We start from the raw sequence: 18007 nt of genomic DNA, 5'->3' as shown, positions 1-18007 counted from the left end.
CTTGAAGGGGAGGGGTTTTAATGAGCAAAGAAAATAACTACCATCATCTCGCACAGAAAATCCTTGAGCTATGCGGAGGAAAATCCAATATTTCTTCATATACGCATTGCATGACACGCCTGCGCATTACGCCTTACGATGAAAGCAAAGCAGATGCTCAGGGTTTAAGAAAGCTTGACGGCGTATTGGGGGTCGTTGAAGCTGAAACCTTACAAATTATCCTCGGCACAGGAGTTGTCAATCATGTTACAGCTGCTTTCTCAAAGCTCGTGTCAGCAGAAGAAGGTGCCGATGTCAAAGAAGCAGCGGCCAAAAAGAAAGCCGATATCAATCGAAAAAACGCCACTCCTTTTAAACTTTTCTTACGTAAAATTGCCAGCATTTTTATCCCTCTTATTCCCGCTCTAGTCGCTTCCGGTTTAATTACTGGGATTACCAAAGCAATTATTCAAGCAGGCTGGCTCTCTGCAGACTCACAAATTGCGGTTATCCTGACAGTCATCGGATCAGGGCTGTTCACTTATCTCGGCATTCTCGTCGGTATTAACGCTTCGAAAGAATTTGGCGGGACACCCGCACTTGGGGCTTTAGCCGGGATCTTGATTATCAATCCGGAGATCGCAAAAATCAGTTTATTTGGAGAAGAGCTTCTCCCGGGCAGGGGAGGTCTGATCGGCGTCCTTTTCGCAGCCATATTCATTGCTTACACCGAACAATTTATTCGCCGTTTTATTCCTCAATCACTTGATATCATTGTCACACCCACCGTTTCACTGTTAATCACCGGAATCGTAACGTATGTCGTATTTATGCCTTTAGGCGGATTCATTTCTGATGCTATTACATCCGGCCTACTGTCCATCCTGGACATCGGCGGCATCGCTGCGGGCTTTATTCTGGGCGCAACCTTCCTTCCTCTCGTCGTAACCGGACTGCATCAAGGCTTGACGCCTGTGCACATGGAACTGATCAATTCAATTGGCAATGATCCTCTGCTCCCTATTTTGGCTATGGGAGGTGCAGGACAGGTAGGCGCGGCCTTTGCCGTTTTCGTGAAGACGAAAAAAACAACACTGAGGAAAGCAATCGCCGGCGGGCTTCCATCGGGACTGCTCGGCATTGGTGAACCGCTTATTTTCGGAGTCACGCTGCCGCTTGGCCGTCCGTTTTTAACAGCATGTTTAGGAGCTGGAATCGGCGGCGCCTTTCAAGCTTATTTTCAAGTAGCCACCATTGCGATTGGTGTCTCCGGACTGCCGCTTTCCTTTCTAGTCCTGCCTTCGCAAATCATCCTGTATATCGTTGGGCTCTTTATTTCCTACGCGGCCGGCTTTTTATTGACCTATGCATTCGGATATAAAGATGAAATGGCTTCTCAGTTCGATTAAATTGTTTCTGTATTAGGGATAGTAAACGGGATAGAAGCACAGAAAGGGGCTAGCCTGTGAAAACAAAGACACTGTTCATATTCAGTGCCATTTTAACCCTATCGATATTTGCGCCAAATGAAACCTTCGCACAAACAGCAGACAACTTGATTGAGCCGAAAACCATAAATGCAGAAACTGCACAATTCTCGACGAAGAAGCTAAGGAAGGTAGATCAGATGATAGAACGGGATATTGCAGCAGGATTTCCAGGCGCCGTTCTTGTGGTGGTGAAGGATGGACGCATTATAAAAAAAGCAGCATACGGCTACAGTAAAAAGTACGAAGGGTCAGAACTGCTGCGCCGTCCAGCCAAAATGAAAACCAGAACGATGTTTGACTTAGCCTCGAATACAAAAATGTACGCAACAAATTTTGCATTGCAGCGCTTAGTCAGCCAAGGAAAACTTGACGTCTATGAAAAAGTTTCTGCATATTTGCCGGGTTTCAAGGATCAGCCGGGTGACCTCATAAAAGGAAAAGACAAGATACGTGTCATCGATGTCCTCCAGCACCAATCAGGGCTCCCATCAAGCTTTTACTTTTACACGCCGGAAAAAGCCGGCAAGTACTATTCCCAGGAACGGGACAAAACGATTGAATATTTGACGAAAATTCCGCTCGATTACCAAACTGGGACAAAGCACGTATACAGTGACATTGGATATATGCTACTCGGATGTATTGTCGAAAAACTCACCGGTCAACCGCTTGATGTCTACACGGAGCAAGAGCTCTACAAACCGCTCAGGCTGAAGCATACCTTGTACAATCCGCTGGAAAAGGGCTTTAAACCGAAACAGTTCGCAGCTACTGAACGCATGGGCAATACACGTGACGGCGTTATTCAATTCCCTAACATCCGCACAAACACGCTGCAAGGAGAGGTGCATGACGAAAAAGCGTTTTACTCAATGGATGGCGTGTCTGGGCATGCCGGATTGTTCTCAAATGCAGATGATATGGCCATACTGCTGCAAGTCATGTTAAACAAAGGTTCATACCGAAACATTTCTTTATTTGATCAGAAAACAGCCGACCTGTTTACAGCACCTTCAGCAACAGACCCGACATTCGCTCTTGGCTGGAGGCGGAACGGAAGTAAAAGCATGGAATGGATGTTTGGCCCTCATGCCAGCGAAAATGCTTACGGGCATACCGGCTGGACGGGGATAGTTACAATTATTGATCCAGCATACAATTTGGGCATCGCATTGTTAACAAATAAAAAGCATACGCCAGTTATTGATCCGGAAGAAAATCCAAACGCCTTTGAGGGTGATCAATTTGCAACAGGCAGTTATGGAAGTGTCATAACCGCGATTTATGAAGCGATGGAGTGAATGATTAGACGATAGGAGGAAGTTTCTATGAGACCTGTCTTTCCGCTTATCCTTTCAGCCGTTCTCTTTCTTTCATGCTTTTTCGGTGCCAGACAGACAGAAGCCTCTGCATCCAAACGTTCAATCGATGCCAATCAGATTGTCAATCGTATGTCGTTAGATGAAAAACTCGGCCAGATGCTGATGCCTGATTTTAGAAACTGGCAAAAGGAAGGCGAGTCCTCTCCGCAAGCCCTTACAGAAATGAATGATGAAGTCGCCAGCCTCGTCAATAAATATCAATTCGGAGGCATCATCCTTTTTGCAGAAAATGTAAAAACAACAAAACAAACTGTCCAACTGACAGACGATTACCAAAAGGCAAGTCCAAAAATCCCGCTCATGCTGAGTATTGATCAGGAAGGCGGCATTGTAACGAGGTTAGGGGAGGGCACTAATTTCCCAGGGAATATGGCGCTGGGCGCAGCCAGAAGCAGAATCAATGCGTATCAGACCGGCAGCATCATCGGGAAAGAGCTCTCTGCCTTAGGCATCAATACAGATTTCAGCCCTGTCGTGGACATTAACAATAATCCTAATAATCCTGTAATCGGCGTACGGTCATTCAGCTCCAACCGAGAACTGACATCACGCCTCGGTTTATACACGATGAAAGGGTTGCAGCGGCAGGATATCGCGTCTGCCCTCAAACATTTCCCGGGACATGGAGACACGGACGTTGACAGCCATTATGGACTGCCGCTAGTTTCCCATAACCAAGAACGGCTTCGCGAAGTCGAGCTTTATCCTTTTCAAAAAGCAATTGATGCTGGTGCTGATATGGTGATGACAGCCCATGTTCAGTTTCCCGCCTTTGATGACACCACTTACAAAAGCAAACTCGATGGGTCGGATATTCTGGTTCCAGCTACACTTTCAAAAAAAGTGATGACAGGTCTTCTTCGTGAGGAAATGGGCTTTAATGGTGTGATCGTTACCGATGCGCTCAATATGAAGGCAATCGCAGATCATTTCGGACAGGAAGAGGCTGTGGTCATGGCCGTAAAAGCTGGTGTCGATATTGCATTAATGCCAGCCTCAGTCACTTCAATGAAAGAAGAACAGAAATTCGCACGTGTTATTCAAGCTTTGAAAGAAGCCGTGAAAAACGGGGATATCCCTGAACAACAAATCAACAAATCAGTTGAAAGAATCATTTCCCTGAAAATAAAACGCGGCATGTATCCAGCGCGAAACAGCGACAGTACAAAAGAAAAAATAGCCAAAGCCCAAAAAATCGTAGGAAGCAAGCAGCACCTGAAAGCAGAGAAAAAAATAGCTGAAAAAGCAGTAACTGTATTAAAAAATGAACAGCACACTTTGCCGTTCAAGCCTAAAAAAGGCAGCCGAATCTTAATTGTGGCACCTTACGAAGAACAAACTGCTTCAATCGAACAAACCATTCACGATCTCATCAAGCGAAAGAAAATCAAACCCGTATCTGTCGACAAAATGAATTTTGCCAACCAAGTATTTAATGCCGAGCATGCAAAACAAGTAAAAAAGGCTGATTATATCATAACCGGCTCCTATGTCGTCAAAAATGACCCTGTCGTCAACGACGGTGTCATCGACGACACAATATCAGATTCAAGCAAATGGGCCACCGTGTTTCCGAGAGCTGTCATGAAAGCCGCACTGCAGCACAACAAACCATTTGTCTTAATGAGCCTGCGCAACCCCTATGACGCAGCCAATTTCGAAGAAGCAAAGGCACTGATTACAGTCTATGGCTTTAAAGGATACGCAAATGGCCGTTATCTTCAACCTAATATTCCGGCCGGAGTGATGGCGATATTCGGCCAGGCAAAACCTAAAGGCACACTTCCAGTTGACATTCCGTCAGTCACGAAACCAGGGAACACCCTTTACCCATTTGGCTACGGATTAAATATCAAAACTGGAAGACCGCTTTAATAAGGAGGGACACATGAGAAAAACAATATTCGCTTTTCTGACAGGGCTCATGATGTTCGGAACGATAACCGCTGCCTCTGCTTCACCCGATTCAAAGAATCAAACGGCTAAAAAGCCTAAAGTCCAGACTGGTATAGACACGCTTTTGCCAGACTATAAAAAACAGCTCAAGGGAAAACGCATCGGACTGATCACCAATCCAACCGGAGTAAACGCATCTCTGAAAAGCAGTGTCGATATTCTTTACGAGAACCCAGATATCAAACTGACAGCTTTATTCGGCCCTGAACACGGCGTCCGCGGTGACGCCCAGGCTGGAGACGAAGTAGGCTCTTACATTGACGAAAAAACCGGGGTACCCGTATACAGCCTCTACGGAAAAACGAAAAAACCGACTCCAGAAATGCTGAAAAATGTCGATATTCTAATGTTTGACATTCAGGATGTCGGGACCCGTTTCTACACGTACATTTATACAATGGCATACGCAATGGAAGCCGCTAAAGAAAACGGCATTCCATTTATGGTGCTGGACCGTCCGAATCCTCAAGGAGGGAATCATATTGAAGGACCAATCTTAGAACCTGAATACGCCTCATTTGTCGGATTGTATCCCATTCCATTGAAGCATGGGATGACGATAGGCGAATTGGCTTTACTGTTCAACAAAGAATTTAGTATTAATGCCGATCTTACAGTGGTAAAAATGAAACACTGGAAGCGAAAAATGGATTTTGACGATACCCGATTGCCTTTCGTCCTCCCTTCGCCTAACATGCCGACGGTGGAAAGCACATTTGTTTATCCTGCAACCGGGCTGATTGAAGGAACAAATATATCCGAAGGGCGAGGGACAACAAAGCCATTCGAATTGATCGGAGCTCCCTTTATCAAAAGCACAGAACTTGAAGAAACATTAAACAGCCTCCATTTGCCGGGCGTTACATTTAGGGCAGCATCCTTCACACCGACGTTTTCTAAACATCAAGGAACGCTTTGCCACGGTGTGCAGCTCTATGTGACAGAAAGAGATAAGTTTGAAGCCGTTAAAACGGGTCTTTCAGTCATTAAAACCATACACGATCTCTATCCTGAGGATTTTGAGTTCCTGTCAACAGGTTCATTCGATAAACTGGCAGGCAACGGCTGGATCAGGACAAAAATTGAAAATGGAACTTCGATTGAGAACATCATAAACAGCTATGAAAAAACACTCCAACAATTCAGCAAAACAAGAAAAAAATATCTCATTTATTAGAACGTAAGCATCGTATGTTACACGTGTAACATATTCTTACCGAACGAAAGACCCTTACTTTTACACATGTGTAAGGGTTTTTTTCATACTAAAAAACCACCCGCTTTATATAGGAAAACTTTCATTTATTTGGTACAATTTTTATTGAAAATGATTATCAATTGAATGCTTCTGAAAAGGTGGTCTACTCGTGCAAAATGCAGTGATTTATCAACCAGTACAAATTGAATATCTAAAAAAGACAAGTGATCTCTTCTCAGAACAGCAGTTAGCCGATTCATTCGTGCTGATTTTTCATTTAAAAGGAAACGGCTATATTTCGATCGGAACAAACACCAATCCTCTGCAAAAAAAGACACTTTATGTTTGTCCGCCTAACGAGACCTTTGGCTTTACTCCAGCAGCCGATGGACATATAGATGCCTGTATAATCAGGCTTCAAAGCTATATCAAGGAAACCGGACAAGATATTTTCACACCGTGCACAGAATCGGAATTAGCCAACCTGAAGCTTATGAATGTTTCACATATCGAAAATCTTGCAGTCCGGCTTCAAGAGCTTGCCGCACTATGGAATGAATCGTCTCAGCTTTCTCAGCTAAAATGTGGGATTGAAATACAAAGCCTGATTTATGACCTCTTTACTGCCAGTTTATCTGATCAAACGGATACACATTCAGCAATCGAAAAAACAAAACACTATATCGAAACCCATGCCGATACAAAAATCACGCTTGCCCAGCTGTCGCAAATGGCAGGAATCAGTGCCAAACACTACAGTGAAAGCTTTAAAAAATGGACAGGACAGAGCGTAACAGAATTTATTACGAAAACACGAATCACAAAGGCAAAACGGCTCATGGCAAAATCAAACTGCAAATTGAAAGAAATCGCACACCAAACCGGTTATCAAGATGAATTTTATTTCAGCAGAATCTTTAAAAAACATACAGGCTGTTCACCTACAAGCTATATGAAAAAACGCCGAAAGAAAATCGCTGCATACGGAAGGGGCACAATGGGCCATCTCATCCCTCTTCACCACATACCTTTTGCGGCCGCTCTGCATCCGAAATGGACGTCTTACTACTATCAGCATTATTCGACAGATATACCCGTCCAGCTCAGTGCATACCGGTTTAATGAAAAGTGGGAAGAAAACCTGTACACGTTATCACAGGCAGAACCAGATGTGATTGTCAGCATGGATTCTATTTCTCCAGAAGAAAAAGATCGCCTGAATCGCATCGCAGAAGTCATGTACCTTCCTTCAGAAGAAAGCTGGAGAACCCACTTTCTGCAAACTGCCTCATTTTTAAAGGAGGAGTCCGAAGCAGAAAAGTGGCTAGCGGATTATGACCAGCAGACAACAGCCGCCAAAAAAACGCTTCAGCACGTTCAAGGGCTGCGTTTTCTCTTTTTGAGGCTGCATAAGCAAAACTTCTATCTGGCACATAACCGAAGCGTCCGCGAAGTTTTCTTTGGGGATTTAGGATTCAGCTCGGCAACAACGGCTGACACACCTTCAGAACAAGCGATTTCGTTAGAAAATATCGCAAATTACCAAGCTGACTGTATGATGCTTTTTCTTTTTAAAGAGCCGGAGACCATAGCTTACTACCAGCAATTACAGCAGACAGAAGCATGGCAAAACCTAAGCGCGGTACGGAATAACCGTGTTTATCTTCTATCCCTTGATCCGTGGAATGAATACTCAGCTTGCGGGCACGAACGCATCGTTCAGCAAACTGTTTCTTTACTATCCGGAGATTATCCATGATAAATCAGGAATTTGTCCATGGTGTTATATCTGTTCATTCTCTATAATTCCAATTGATAATAGTTATCAATTGAACAGGGGGCTCTATAGATGAAAAAGATATCTCTTACCTTATTAATCTTGCTTCTCGCGCTGACAGCGGCAGCTTGCGGCAGCAAAAATGAATCAACTGCCAGCAAGGCAAGCGGCACAGCATCTGAGAAGAAGAAAATTGAATACCTTGATAAAACATATGAAGTAACTGTACCGACAGACAAAATCGCCATTACGGGAAGCGTTGAATCAATGGAAGACGCGAAATTGCTTGACGTTCATCCGCAAGGCGCAATTTCATTCTCCGGCAAATTCCCTGATATGTTCAAAGACATTACTGATAAAGCCGAACCAACCGGAGAAAAAATGGAGCCAAATATTGAAAAGATTCTTGAAATGAAGCCAGATGTTATCCTTGCTTCAACAAAGTTTCCGGAAAAAACGCTGCAAAAAATCAGCACAGCAGGCACAACGATCCCAGTTTCTCATATCTCTTCAAACTGGAAGGAAAACATGATGCTGCTTGCCCAGCTGACTGGAAAAGAGAAAAAAGCAAAGAAAATTATTGCAGACTATGAACAGGATCTAAAAGAAACAAAAACAAAAATCAACGATAAAGCGAAAGATTCAAAAGCGCTTGTCATCAGAATCAGACAAGGCAACATTTACATTTACCCTGAACAGGTGTATTTCAACTCCACACTATACGGTGATTTAGGCCTTAAGGCGCCGAACGAAGTAAAAGCTGCAAAAGCGCAAGAGCTGATTTCATTAGAAAAATTAAGTGAAATGAACCCGGACCATATTTTCGTCCAATTTTCTGATGATGAAAATGCAGACAAACCTGATGCCTTAAAAGATTTAGAGAAAAATCCAATCTGGAAAAGCCTTAAAGCAGTCAAAGAAGACCATGTGTATGTCAACTCAGTGGACCCTCTCGCACAAGGCGGCACAGCTTGGAGCAAAGTCCGTTTCCTGAAAGCGGCTGCTGAAAAATTGACACAAAACTAATTCAGAGTAGGTTTTTGTATGTATTCAAAACAGTGGACACGTATCATATTGATTACTTCTCCATTTGCTATAGCGCTGTCGCTTTTGCTTTCAATCCTTTATGGGGCAAAGCATCTTAGCACAGATATTGTTTTTACATCTCTTATTCATTTCGATCCGGGAAACACAGACCATCAAATTATATGGCACTCCCGGATTCCAAGGGCTGCCGGCGCTCTGCTCATAGGGGCAGCCCTTGCTGTTTCTGGAGCGCTTATGCAGGGCATTACGCGCAATTATTTAGCTTCGCCATCCATTATGGGTGTTTCAGATGGTTCAGCGTTTATCATTACGCTTTGCATGGTTCTGCTCCCGCAATCATCTTCGATTGAAATGATGATATACTCTTTTATCGGCTCAGCGTTAGGAGCTGTGTTAGTATTCGGCCTTGCCGCCATGATGCCAAACGGATTTACCCCCGTGCAGCTCGCCATCATCGGCACAGTCACAAGCATGCTGCTCAGCAGCTTATCAGCGGCCATGTCGATTTATTTTCAAATTTCTCAGGATCTCAGTTTCTGGTACAGTGCCAGACTTCATCAAATGAATCCGGATTTCCTGAAGCTCGCCGCTCCGTTTTTCCTGATTGGCATTATAATGGCCATTTCTCTCAGCAAAAAGGTCACCGCTGTATCATTAGGGGACGACATTTCTAAAAGCTTAGGACAAAAGAAAAAAACCATTAAAATCATGGCGATGCTTTCCGTCATCATTCTAACCGGCAGTGCCGTAGCGCTGGCCGGAAAAATTGCGTTTGTCGGGTTGGTTGTTCCGCATATCACGAGATTTCTCGTCGGCTCTGATTACAGCAGGCTGATTCCGTGCTCCTGTATTTTGGGCGGAATCTTTTTAACCCTGTGTGATCTCGCAAGCAGATTTATCAACTATCCGTTTGAAACACCGATTGAGGTCGTAACATCCATTATCGGCGTACCTTTCTTCCTTTATTTAATTAAACGAAAAGGAGGGGAGCAAAATGGCTAAAAAATATGCATTGTTCATCGCTTTGATTCTTGTTGTCAGTTATTTCAGCTTAACGAGCGGATCATTTTCTGTTCGTCCTGCTGAGCTGCTCTCCACTCTTTTTCAAATCGACCCGAATCCGCAATATGAAATTTTGCTGTTCGATTTAAGGCTCCCGCGGGTTGTCATGGCTGCTATTATTGGACTCGGTCTTGGCATTGCAGGCGCTGTTATCCAGGCCATCACGAGAAACGGGCTTGCTGATCCTGGAATTCTCGGAATCAACGCAGGGGCAGGAGCCGGCATTGTAGCGTTTATGCTCTTATTCCAAGGCCAGAAGGAAGTGACATCCATAGCTGCAGCGATGGGAATGCCGCTCTTTGGATTGATAGGCGGGCTCATCGCGGCGATCCTGATTTACATATTTGCATGGCACAGAGGCAATTTAGATTCAGGAAGAATTATTCTGGTAGGGATTGCAATCAATTCAGGATTCAGCGCCCTGTCTTTGTTTTTATCTTTAAAAATGGACCCGCAAGACTATCAAATGGCCATGGTGTGGAAAAACGGAAGCATCTGGTCTGCTAACTGGACGTATATCACAGCCGTACTCCCATGGATGCTGCTGTTTATACCGATTCTTATCGGCAAATCCCGCCTGCTCGACACCATTCGTTTTGATGAAGACACAGTCAGAAGCCTCGGCATTTCATCAAATAAAGAAAAAACCATCCTGCTCGTAGCCTGTGTAGCAATCATCAGCGCCTGTGTCTCCGTAGCGGGAAGCATGGCGTTTGTCGGCTTAATTGCTCCCCATATCTCACGGAGACTGGCTGGCGTCGAACATCGCTATATCCTGCCACTGAGCGGTTTAATCGGGATGCTTCTTGTGATAAGCGCAGACTTTGCCGGAAAACTGTTTTTTCAGCCCGCAGAAGTGCCTGCAGGCATCATTTTGGCGATCCTCGGAGTTCCTTATTTCTTATATCTGCTTTTCAAGCAAAAAAAGGGGGAGAATGCTTGAAAGGATCTCTTTCAGAACACAAAGCCGGCAACAGGAGGTTCACGCTGTACCTCCCTCCTTCCTACAGCACAGACAGCGGGGGATTTCCTGCTGTTTACGTGCAGGATGGCAGTTCTTTGTTCCAAAACCAAATCGAATTATTAGAAAGCGCAGTTCAACAGCAAAGGCTCCCTGAACTCGTGCTGATCGGTATCGAACCCGAAAACCGGCTTGATGAATACACCCCATGGCCGGCTGCATCACTCAGTGATCGGTTCACGAACTTCGGCGGAATGGGATATCACTATCTGTCTGATATAACGAACCAGTTCATTCCGCTAATCGAAGAAAACTGGAACGTCACCAGGGAACCGCAGTCAAGAGGAATGATCGGTGCCTCATTAGGCGGCCTCATCTCAATGTTCGCCTTATTAAAATATCCGTCAATGTTCGGGAAAATAGGCTCTATATCAGGTTCATACTGGTACGAGAACGCAGCGGAAACCATTCATATATCTTCTTTAAAGCCTGGCACTGCACGTGTTTTCATGTCTGTCGGGAGTGAAGAAGGCCGTGAAAAACAATCCATTCAGCGACATATGCTGAAAAAAACAAAGCAAGTTCATCAAAGTCTAAAAGAAAAAGGCTTCACTGAAGACCAGTTGTGTCTTTCAATTGAAAAAGGAGCGGTGCACCACCGCAAGTATTTCTGCAAACAGTTCATCAACGCGATCGAATGGCTATACGGAAAAAACCGCTCAACCCTATGAGCGGTTTTTTATACTTTCTGCAACATTGGTTTTAATTCAAAACGATTCAGCATATAGCCAAACAAAGCAGCCAATATCTGCTGAAACAGCATGCCAATCACAACAGGAACGGCAACCTGAGACGGGAAGAACGTAACGGCAAGAACTGCGCCGGCACTAATATTCCTCATGCCTCCCGTAAATATAAGAGAGACTATTTCCTCTTGCCGCCTTTTCATCATTTTTCCGATCAGCCAAGCAGCGGCATAACCTGTTAACGCGATAAAGAATACCGTTACAGCTATTCCTGCAAATCTCAAATCAATGGATTTGAAATAAGGAGCAATCGCTGAACTGTTAATCGCAATCACTGCCATCAAGCAAAGCTTTGAAAAAGGCGACAGCACACTGCTCAAAGACGCAGTTCTTTCTGGAGATGACATCTGATTAAACAGCATGCCCAGAAAAGAAGGAATCACGACCATTACAATCAGACCTTTCATCATTCCCCACACATCCATATGAACCTGAGCGCCGGCCAGCAATGAAAGACTCAGCGGTACGATTAGCGGTGACAGCACAGTATCAATTAAAATAATCGAAAGTGTCAAACCGACATTCCCTTTGTACATCGCTGCCCAAATCAAGCTTGTAATCCCCGTAGGAATCACAACAGCCAATGTTAAACCGGTAATCGTCAAAGGATCACCTTTAAATATAAGATGGCCGCTGCCCCAAGCAAAAAGCGGCATGAAAATATGAAGAACGAATAGTGCAAGAATCATAGGGAGAGGATGAGACAATGCATGTCTCAAAGATTGAAAGTTCGCGCTCAGACTGCCTGCAAACGTAATAAAAGCAAAGATCCAAGGCACAGCCCATTCATACCCATTTAAAAACTGAGACAGCAGCACGCCCAGCACCACACTAGTCGGCGTTAACAGCGGCATCACTCTCCCCAATACACGGTTCAGCTTCTGAAGCATCATATGCAAGTCCCCTATTTAAAATTTCTCTTCTCTCTATTATATCAATGCTGCTTAAGTGTATGTTATATAAAAAAGCCCAGATCTCATTCATCTGGGCTTCTCTATTTTATGCCATCTGTTTCATTAGAGATTTACTCGCTTTATTCAAACCTTTTAACTCAGCTTCAATGCCTTGTTCCTTAAACTTCGCAACAATCTTATCAAGTGCGGCCGCACCAGAATCGTCCCATACGTGAGCTTCAGTTAAGTCAATCACAACCCGCTCAATATCCTCTTGATATATAAACGCATTCGTAAGATCAGTCACTGACGCAAAAAAGATTTGCCCCTTCACTTGATACGTTCTAAGCTTTTGATCCTCTGCATGAGAAACGATTTTCAGCTTCGAGATTTTTGCTACAAAGAACACGGCACTTAAAAGAACACCGACAAATACACCCTTAGATAAGTCATCCGTCACAACAACCGTAACCACAGTCACAACCATGACAATCGAGTCCGTGAGCGGCGCTTTTTTGAGACCTTTTAAAGAAGACCAATCAAAAGTGCCGACAGACACCATAACCATTACAGCTACTAACGCCGCCATTGGGACTTTCACCACGACATGACTTAACACCGCAATTAAAAACATCAGAAAAGCACCGGCAACAAATGCTGACAAACGTCCGCGACCGCCCGCTTTTGTATTAATGACAGATTGTCCGATCATAGCGCAGCCTGCCATTCCGCCAAAGAATCCAGTCACGATATTCGCAATTCCCTGTCCGCGGCTCTCTTTATTTTTATCACTGTCCGTATCCGTCATTTCATCAATAATCTGCGCTGTCAGCAAAGATTCAAGCAACCCGACAAACGCTAAAGCAATTGAATAAGGAAAAATAATTTGCAGTGTTTCAAAGGTAAACGGAACAGCAGGGATTAAGAAATGAGGCAATGAACTAGAAATATTGCCCATATCACCAACCGTCCGCACATCCACATGGAAAGTGACCGCAATAATTGTCATCACAATAATCGCCACAAGCGGAGACGGAACAGCAGTCGTAAACCTTGGCAGCACATAAATGATAACCAACGACCCGGCAAGCATCGCATACATGCTCCAAGAAGCACCTTCAAACTGGGGAAGCTGCGCAGAGAAAATAAGGATCGCCAGCGCATTCACAAACCCGATCATCACAGAACGCGGGATGAATTTCATTAATCTTGCAATTTTACTGATACCTAAAATCACCTGAATAATGCCTGTCAAAATCGTAGCCGCAAATAAATACTGAAGCCCATGATCAGCAACCAGCGACACCATAACGACTGCCATTGAGCCTGTCGCAGCTGAAATCATGCCAGGTCTGCCGCCAAAAATAGAAATAATAATGGCTATACAAAATGACGCATAAAGACCGACCATCGGATCCACACCGGCTATAATAGAAAAGCCAATCGCTTCAGGAATTAATGCTAACGCAACTAAAATGCCAGCAAGAATGTCTTTTCGGATATTGCCGAACCATTGCTGTTTTAATGTAAAACTATCATTCAAATATAACGACTCCTTTTTAGTAAAAATTTATCCGCACCATATCTATTGTATTGGGAGCTTTTTTTATTTTACGGGAGAAAATGAAAAGAAAAACGACCGGAGAAAACGGGGAAACGTTGAGTATATTGTATTGAGGCAAGGAGTTGTCATACAAAGAGTATCATAATAAATTTTTATCAATTACGCAAGATGAATGCTGAAGAAAAAAATGGCTCAAATATATAGTCTGAGACATTTTATCATATCCGGATGAAACCAAGAATCGTTTTAATGACAGTAATATCTTTTCTCCCATTTGGCAACCCGAGCCGGTTTCCGAACAAACGACAGGCATGCTGCTCGCTACCAATGGATTGGCGGCTCTATCCTGCCAATCGCAGTCGGATGGAGTCTGGATGAGTCTCCCGTACAACCTGCATTTTGATTATTTATGACTCTCATGTTGATCATGCTGGTGATTGTATTGGGATACAAAAATATTAGAAAACTTAAAAAGCAGAAGCTTGATAAAATGGATACTGACGAAAGCAAATCGGCACAGATATAAAATAAAAAACCCAGCTCATTGAGCTGGGTTTAAGCTTGCTTGGCGGCGTCCTACTCTCACAGGGGGAAACCCCCGACTACCATCGGCGCTGAAGAGCTTAACTTCCGTGTTCGGTATGGGAACGGGTGTGACCTCTTCGCTATCGCCACCAAACAAATTGAGAGTGTTCTCTCAAAACTAGATAACAGATGTGACATCATTCAAAATGTGGTTAAGTCCTCGATCGATTAGTATCTGTCAGCTCCATGTGTCGCCACACTTCCACCTCAGACCTATCAACCTGATCATCTTTCAGGGATCTTACTTCCTTGCGGAATGGGAAATCTCATCTTGAGGGGGGCTTCATGCTTAGATGCTTTCAGCACTTATCCCGTCCGCACATAGCTACCCAGCGATGCCCTTGGCAGAACAACTGGTACACCAGCGGTGCGTCCATCCCGGTCCTCTCGTACTAAGGACAGCTCCTCTCAAATTTCCTGCGCCCGCGACGGATAGGGACCGAACTGTCTCACGACGTTCTGAACCCAGCTCGCGTACCGCTTTAATGGGCGAACAGCCCAACCCTTGGGACCGACTACAGCCCCAGGATGCGATGAGCCGACATCGAGGTGCCAAACCTCCCCGTCGATGTGGACTCTTGGGGAGATAAGCCTGTTATCCCCGGGGTAGCTTTTATCCGTTGAGCGATGTACCTTCCATGCGGAACCACCGGATCACTAAGCCCGACTTTCGTCCCTGCTCGACTTGTAGGTCTCGCAGTCAAGCTCCCTTGTGCCTTTACACTCTGCGAATGATTTCCAACCATTCTGAGGGAACCTTTGGGCGCCTCCGTTACCTTTTAGGAGGCGACCGCCCCAGTCAAACTGCCCACCTGACACTGTCTCCCCGCCCGATAAGGGCGGCGGGTTAGAAGGTCAATACAGCCAGGGTAGTATCCCACCGATGCCTCCACCGAAGCTGGCGCTCCGGTTTCCAAGGCTCCTACCTATCCTGTACAAGCTGTACCAACATTCAATATCAGGCTGCAGTAAAGCTCCACGGGGTCTTTCCGTCCTGTCGCGGGTAACCTGCATCTTCACAGGTACTATAATTTCACCGAGTCTCTCGTTGAGACAGTGCCCAGATCGTTGCGCCTTTCGTGCGGGTCGGAACTTACCCGACAAGGAATTTCGCTACCTTAGGACCGTTATAGTTACTACCGCCGTTTACTGGGGCTTCAATTCGCACCTTCGCTTACGCTAAGCGCTCCTCTTAACCTTCCAGCACCGGGCAGGCGTCAGCCCCTATACTTCGCCTTACGGCTTCGCAGAGACCTGTGTTTTTGCTAAACAGTCGCCTGACATATTCACTGCGGCTCTCTCGGGCTTGCACCCTAACAGAGCACCCCTTCTCCCGAAGTTACGGGGTCATTTTGCCGAGTTCCTTAACGAGAGTTCTCTCGATCACCTTAGGATTCTCTCCTCGCCTACCTGTGTCGGTTTGCGGTACGGGCACCTCTCACCTCGCTAGAGGCTTTTCTTGGCAGTGTGGAATCAGGAACTTCGCTACTATATTTCGCTCGCCATCACAGCTCAGCCTTATGGGAAACGGATTTGCCTATTTCCCAGCCTAACTGCTTGGACGCGGATATCCAATACCGCGCTTACCCTATCCTCCTGCGTCCCCCCATTGCTCAAATGGTGAGGAGGTGGTACAGGAATATCAACCTGTTGTCCATCGCCTACGCCTTTCGTACTCGGCTTAGGTCCCGACTAACCCTGAGCGGACGAGCCTTCCTCAGGAAACCTTAGGCATTCGGTGGAGGGGATTCTCACCCCTCTTTCGCTACTCATACCGGCATTCTCACTTCTAAGCGCTCCACCAGTCCTTCCGGTCTGGCTTCACAGCCCTTAGAACGCTCTCCTACCACTGTTCGAAGAACAGTCCGCAGCTTCGGTGATACGTTTAGCCCCGGTACATTTTCGGCGCAGAGTCACTCGACCAGTGAGCTATTACGCACTCTTTAAATGGTGGCTGCTTCTAAGCCAACATCCTGGTTGTCTAAGCAACTCCACATCCTTTTCCACTTAACGTATACTTTGGGACCTTAGCTGGCGGTCTGGGCTGTTTCCCTTTCGACTACGGATCTTATCACTCGCAGTCTGACTCCCAAGGATAAGTCATTGGCATTCGGAGTTTGACTGAATTCGGTAACCCGGTAGGGTCCTAGTCCAATCAGTGCTCTACCTCCAAGACTCTTACCTTGAGGCTAGCCCTAAAGCTATTTCGGAGAGAACCAGCTATCTCCAGGTTCGATTGGCATTTCACCCCTACCCACACCTCATCCCCGCACTTTTCAACGTGCGTGGGTTCGGCCTCCATTCAGTGTTACCTGAACTTCACCCTGGACATGGGTAGATCACCTGGTTTCGGGTCTACGACCACGTACTCATGCGCCCTATTCAGACTCGCTTTCGCTGCGGCTCCGCATCTTCTGCTTAACCTTGCACGGGATCGTAACTCGCCGGTTCATTCTACAAAAGGCACGCCATCACCCGTTAACGGGCTCTGACTACTTGTAGGCACACGGTTTCAGGATCTCTTTCACTCCCCTTCCGGGGTGCTTTTCACCTTTCCCTCACGGTACTGGTTCACTATCGGTCACTAGGGAGTATTTAGCCTTGGGAGATGGTCCTCCCGGATTCCGACGGAATTTCACGTGTTCCGCCGTACTCAGGATCCACTCAGGAGAGAACGAAGTTTTGACTACAGGGCTGTTACCTCCTATGGCGGCCTTTCCAGACCTCTTCATCTACCTCGTTCCTTTGTAACTCCGTACAGAGTGTCCTACAACCCCAAGAGGCAAGCCTCTTGGTTTGGGCTAATCCCGTTTCGCTCGCCGCTACTCAGGGAATCGCATTTGCTTTCTCTTCCTCCGGGTACTTAGATGTTTCAGTTCCCCGGGTCTGCCTTCTCATATCCTATGAATTCAGATATGGATACCACTCCATTACGAGTGGTGGGTTTCCCCATTCGGAAATCTCCGGATCAAAGCTTGCTTACAGCTCCCCGAAGCATATCGGTGTTCGTCCCGTCCTTCATCGGCTCCTAGTGCCAAGGCATCCACCGTGCGCCCTTTCTAACTTAACCGTTAAAAAGAATCACTATGTGATATCTTGTGTTACTAATTGAATGTGATGTCTACTGTTATCTAGTTTTCAAAGAACACGTTTCGAAGGAATGATCCTTCAAAACTAAACAAGACAGGGAACGTTCTGTTTATAAGACCCAAGGTCTTATATTCCGTATAATATCCTTAGAAAGGAGGTGATCCAGCCGCACCTTCCGATACGGCTACCTTGTTACGACTTCACCCCAATCATCTGT

General features: G+C 45.5%; 11 protein-coding genes, 3 rRNA genes and 1 pseudogene (1 of these 15 cut by a window edge). 10 read left to right on the top strand and 5 right to left on the bottom strand.

From position 1 onward, the window contains the following. Window positions 1-20 precede the first annotated feature (20 nt). The 9 genes from KXZ66_RS01065 to KXZ66_RS01025 all read left to right on the top strand — a co-directional run bounded on the left by KXZ66_RS01065 (window position 21) and on the right by KXZ66_RS01025 (window position 11583). Window positions 21-1388 carry a PTS transporter subunit EIIC gene (locus KXZ66_RS01065; RefSeq protein WP_014478646.1) on the top strand — a complete coding sequence of 456 codons (1368 nt, stop codon included), beginning with the start codon at window positions 21-23 and terminating at the stop codon, window positions 1386-1388. 56 nt (window positions 1389-1444) lie between these two features. Beyond that, the gene (gene amiE / locus KXZ66_RS01060) at window positions 1445-2770 is read left to right on the top strand and encodes an N-acetylmuramoyl-L-alanine amidase (protein ID WP_219144756.1); all 1326 of its coding nucleotides are present in this window, start codon (window positions 1445-1447) and stop codon (window positions 2768-2770) included. Window positions 2771-2797: 27 nt separating this feature from the next. Then, the gene (gene nagZ, locus KXZ66_RS01055) at window positions 2798-4726 is read left to right on the top strand and encodes a beta-N-acetylhexosaminidase (protein ID WP_124048579.1); all 1929 of its coding nucleotides are present in this window, start codon (window positions 2798-2800) and stop codon (window positions 4724-4726) included. A 13-nt stretch (window positions 4727-4739) separates the two neighbouring features. Beyond that, window positions 4740-5984: an exo-beta-N-acetylmuramidase NamZ family protein gene (locus KXZ66_RS01050; protein ID WP_124048580.1), complete on the top strand. Its 1245-nt coding sequence runs from the start codon at window positions 4740-4742 to the stop codon at window positions 5982-5984. Window positions 5985-6174: 190 nt separating this feature from the next. Continuing rightward, window positions 6175-7764 (top strand): bacillibactin transport transcriptional regulator Btr, encoded by a 1590-nt coding sequence (btr, locus tag KXZ66_RS01045; RefSeq protein WP_021481938.1) that lies wholly within the window; start codon window positions 6175-6177, stop codon window positions 7762-7764. A 90-nt stretch (window positions 7765-7854) separates the two neighbouring features. Then, window positions 7855-8808: an iron ABC transporter substrate-binding protein FeuA gene (feuA, locus tag KXZ66_RS01040; protein ID WP_014475620.1), complete on the top strand. Its 954-nt coding sequence runs from the start codon at window positions 7855-7857 to the stop codon at window positions 8806-8808. Window positions 8809-8826: 18 nt separating this feature from the next. After that, window positions 8827-9831: a FecCD family ABC transporter permease gene (locus KXZ66_RS01035; RefSeq protein WP_021481939.1), complete on the top strand. Its 1005-nt coding sequence runs from the start codon at window positions 8827-8829 to the stop codon at window positions 9829-9831. After that, window positions 9824-10834, top strand: a complete 1011-nt coding sequence (feuC, locus tag KXZ66_RS01030; RefSeq protein WP_003234980.1) for an iron ABC transporter permease FeuC — start codon at window positions 9824-9826, stop codon at window positions 10832-10834. Before KXZ66_RS01035 ends, feuC begins: the two co-directional genes overlap by 8 nt. Then, complete coding sequence (locus KXZ66_RS01025) at window positions 10831-11583, top strand: alpha/beta hydrolase (protein ID WP_219144755.1); 753 nt, start codon at window positions 10831-10833, stop codon at window positions 11581-11583. The genes feuC and KXZ66_RS01025 overlap by 4 nt, the downstream gene beginning before the upstream one ends. Window positions 11584-11591: 8 nt before the next feature. Here KXZ66_RS01025 and KXZ66_RS01020 read toward each other — a convergent pair whose 3' ends face one another. Next, window positions 11592-12512 carry a bile acid:sodium symporter family protein gene (locus KXZ66_RS01020; protein ID WP_072175431.1) on the bottom strand — a complete coding sequence of 307 codons (921 nt, stop codon included), beginning with the start codon at window positions 12510-12512 and terminating at the stop codon, window positions 11592-11594. A 145-nt stretch (window positions 12513-12657) separates the two neighbouring features. Continuing rightward, entirely contained in the window at window positions 12658-14094 is a 1437-nt protein-coding gene (locus KXZ66_RS01015) for a SulP family inorganic anion transporter (protein WP_151870497.1), read from the bottom strand. A 314-nt stretch (window positions 14095-14408) separates the two neighbouring features. Here KXZ66_RS01015 and KXZ66_RS22470 point away from each other — a divergent pair. Next, window positions 14409-14641 (top strand): annotated as a pseudogene (locus KXZ66_RS22470) (MFS transporter); the annotation flags it as partial. Between the two features lie 37 nt (window positions 14642-14678). Here the strand turns inward: KXZ66_RS22470 and rrf are convergent. From rrf to KXZ66_RS01000, 3 genes are all read right to left on the bottom strand, one after another. Beyond that, window positions 14679-14794, bottom strand: a 5S ribosomal RNA gene (gene rrf / locus KXZ66_RS01010). Window positions 14795-14848: 54 nt separating this feature from the next. After that, window positions 14849-17770 (bottom strand): 23S ribosomal RNA (locus tag KXZ66_RS01005). A 170-nt stretch (window positions 17771-17940) separates the two neighbouring features. Further along, window positions 17941-18007 (bottom strand): 16S ribosomal RNA (locus tag KXZ66_RS01000); it runs 1482 nt beyond the window's last position. The 16S, 23S and 5S rRNA genes sit together here, the layout of an rRNA operon.

This window comes from Bacillus sp. LJBS17, assembly GCF_019334685.1.
In the GTDB taxonomy this organism is placed as follows: domain Bacteria; phylum Bacillota; class Bacilli; order Bacillales; family Bacillaceae; genus Bacillus; species Bacillus subtilis.
Note: the sequence above shows the minus strand (reverse complement) of the source record. Positions and strands in the feature narration are given on the sequence as shown.

Excerpts from the sequence above, each read along its gene's own strand:
- KXZ66_RS01050 (WP_124048580.1), top strand. The coding sequence starts at position 4,740 with ATGAGAAAAACAATATTCGCTTTTCTGACAGGGCTCATGATGTTCGGA.
- nagZ (WP_124048579.1), top strand. The coding sequence starts at position 2,798 with ATGAGACCTGTCTTTCCGCTTATCCTTTCAGCCGTTCTCTTTCTTTCA.
- feuC (WP_003234980.1), top strand. The coding sequence starts at position 9,824 with ATGGCTAAAAAATATGCATTGTTCATCGCTTTGATTCTTGTTGTCAGT.
- KXZ66_RS01035 (WP_021481939.1), top strand. The coding sequence starts at position 8,827 with ATGTATTCAAAACAGTGGACACGTATCATATTGATTACTTCTCCATTT.
- KXZ66_RS01065 (WP_014478646.1), top strand. The coding sequence starts at position 21 with ATGAGCAAAGAAAATAACTACCATCATCTCGCACAGAAAATCCTTGAG.
- KXZ66_RS01020 (WP_072175431.1), bottom strand. The coding sequence starts at position 12,512 with ATGCCGCTGTTAACGCCGACTAGTGTGGTGCTGGGCGTGCTGCTGTCT.
- feuA (WP_014475620.1), top strand. The coding sequence starts at position 7,855 with ATGAAAAAGATATCTCTTACCTTATTAATCTTGCTTCTCGCGCTGACA.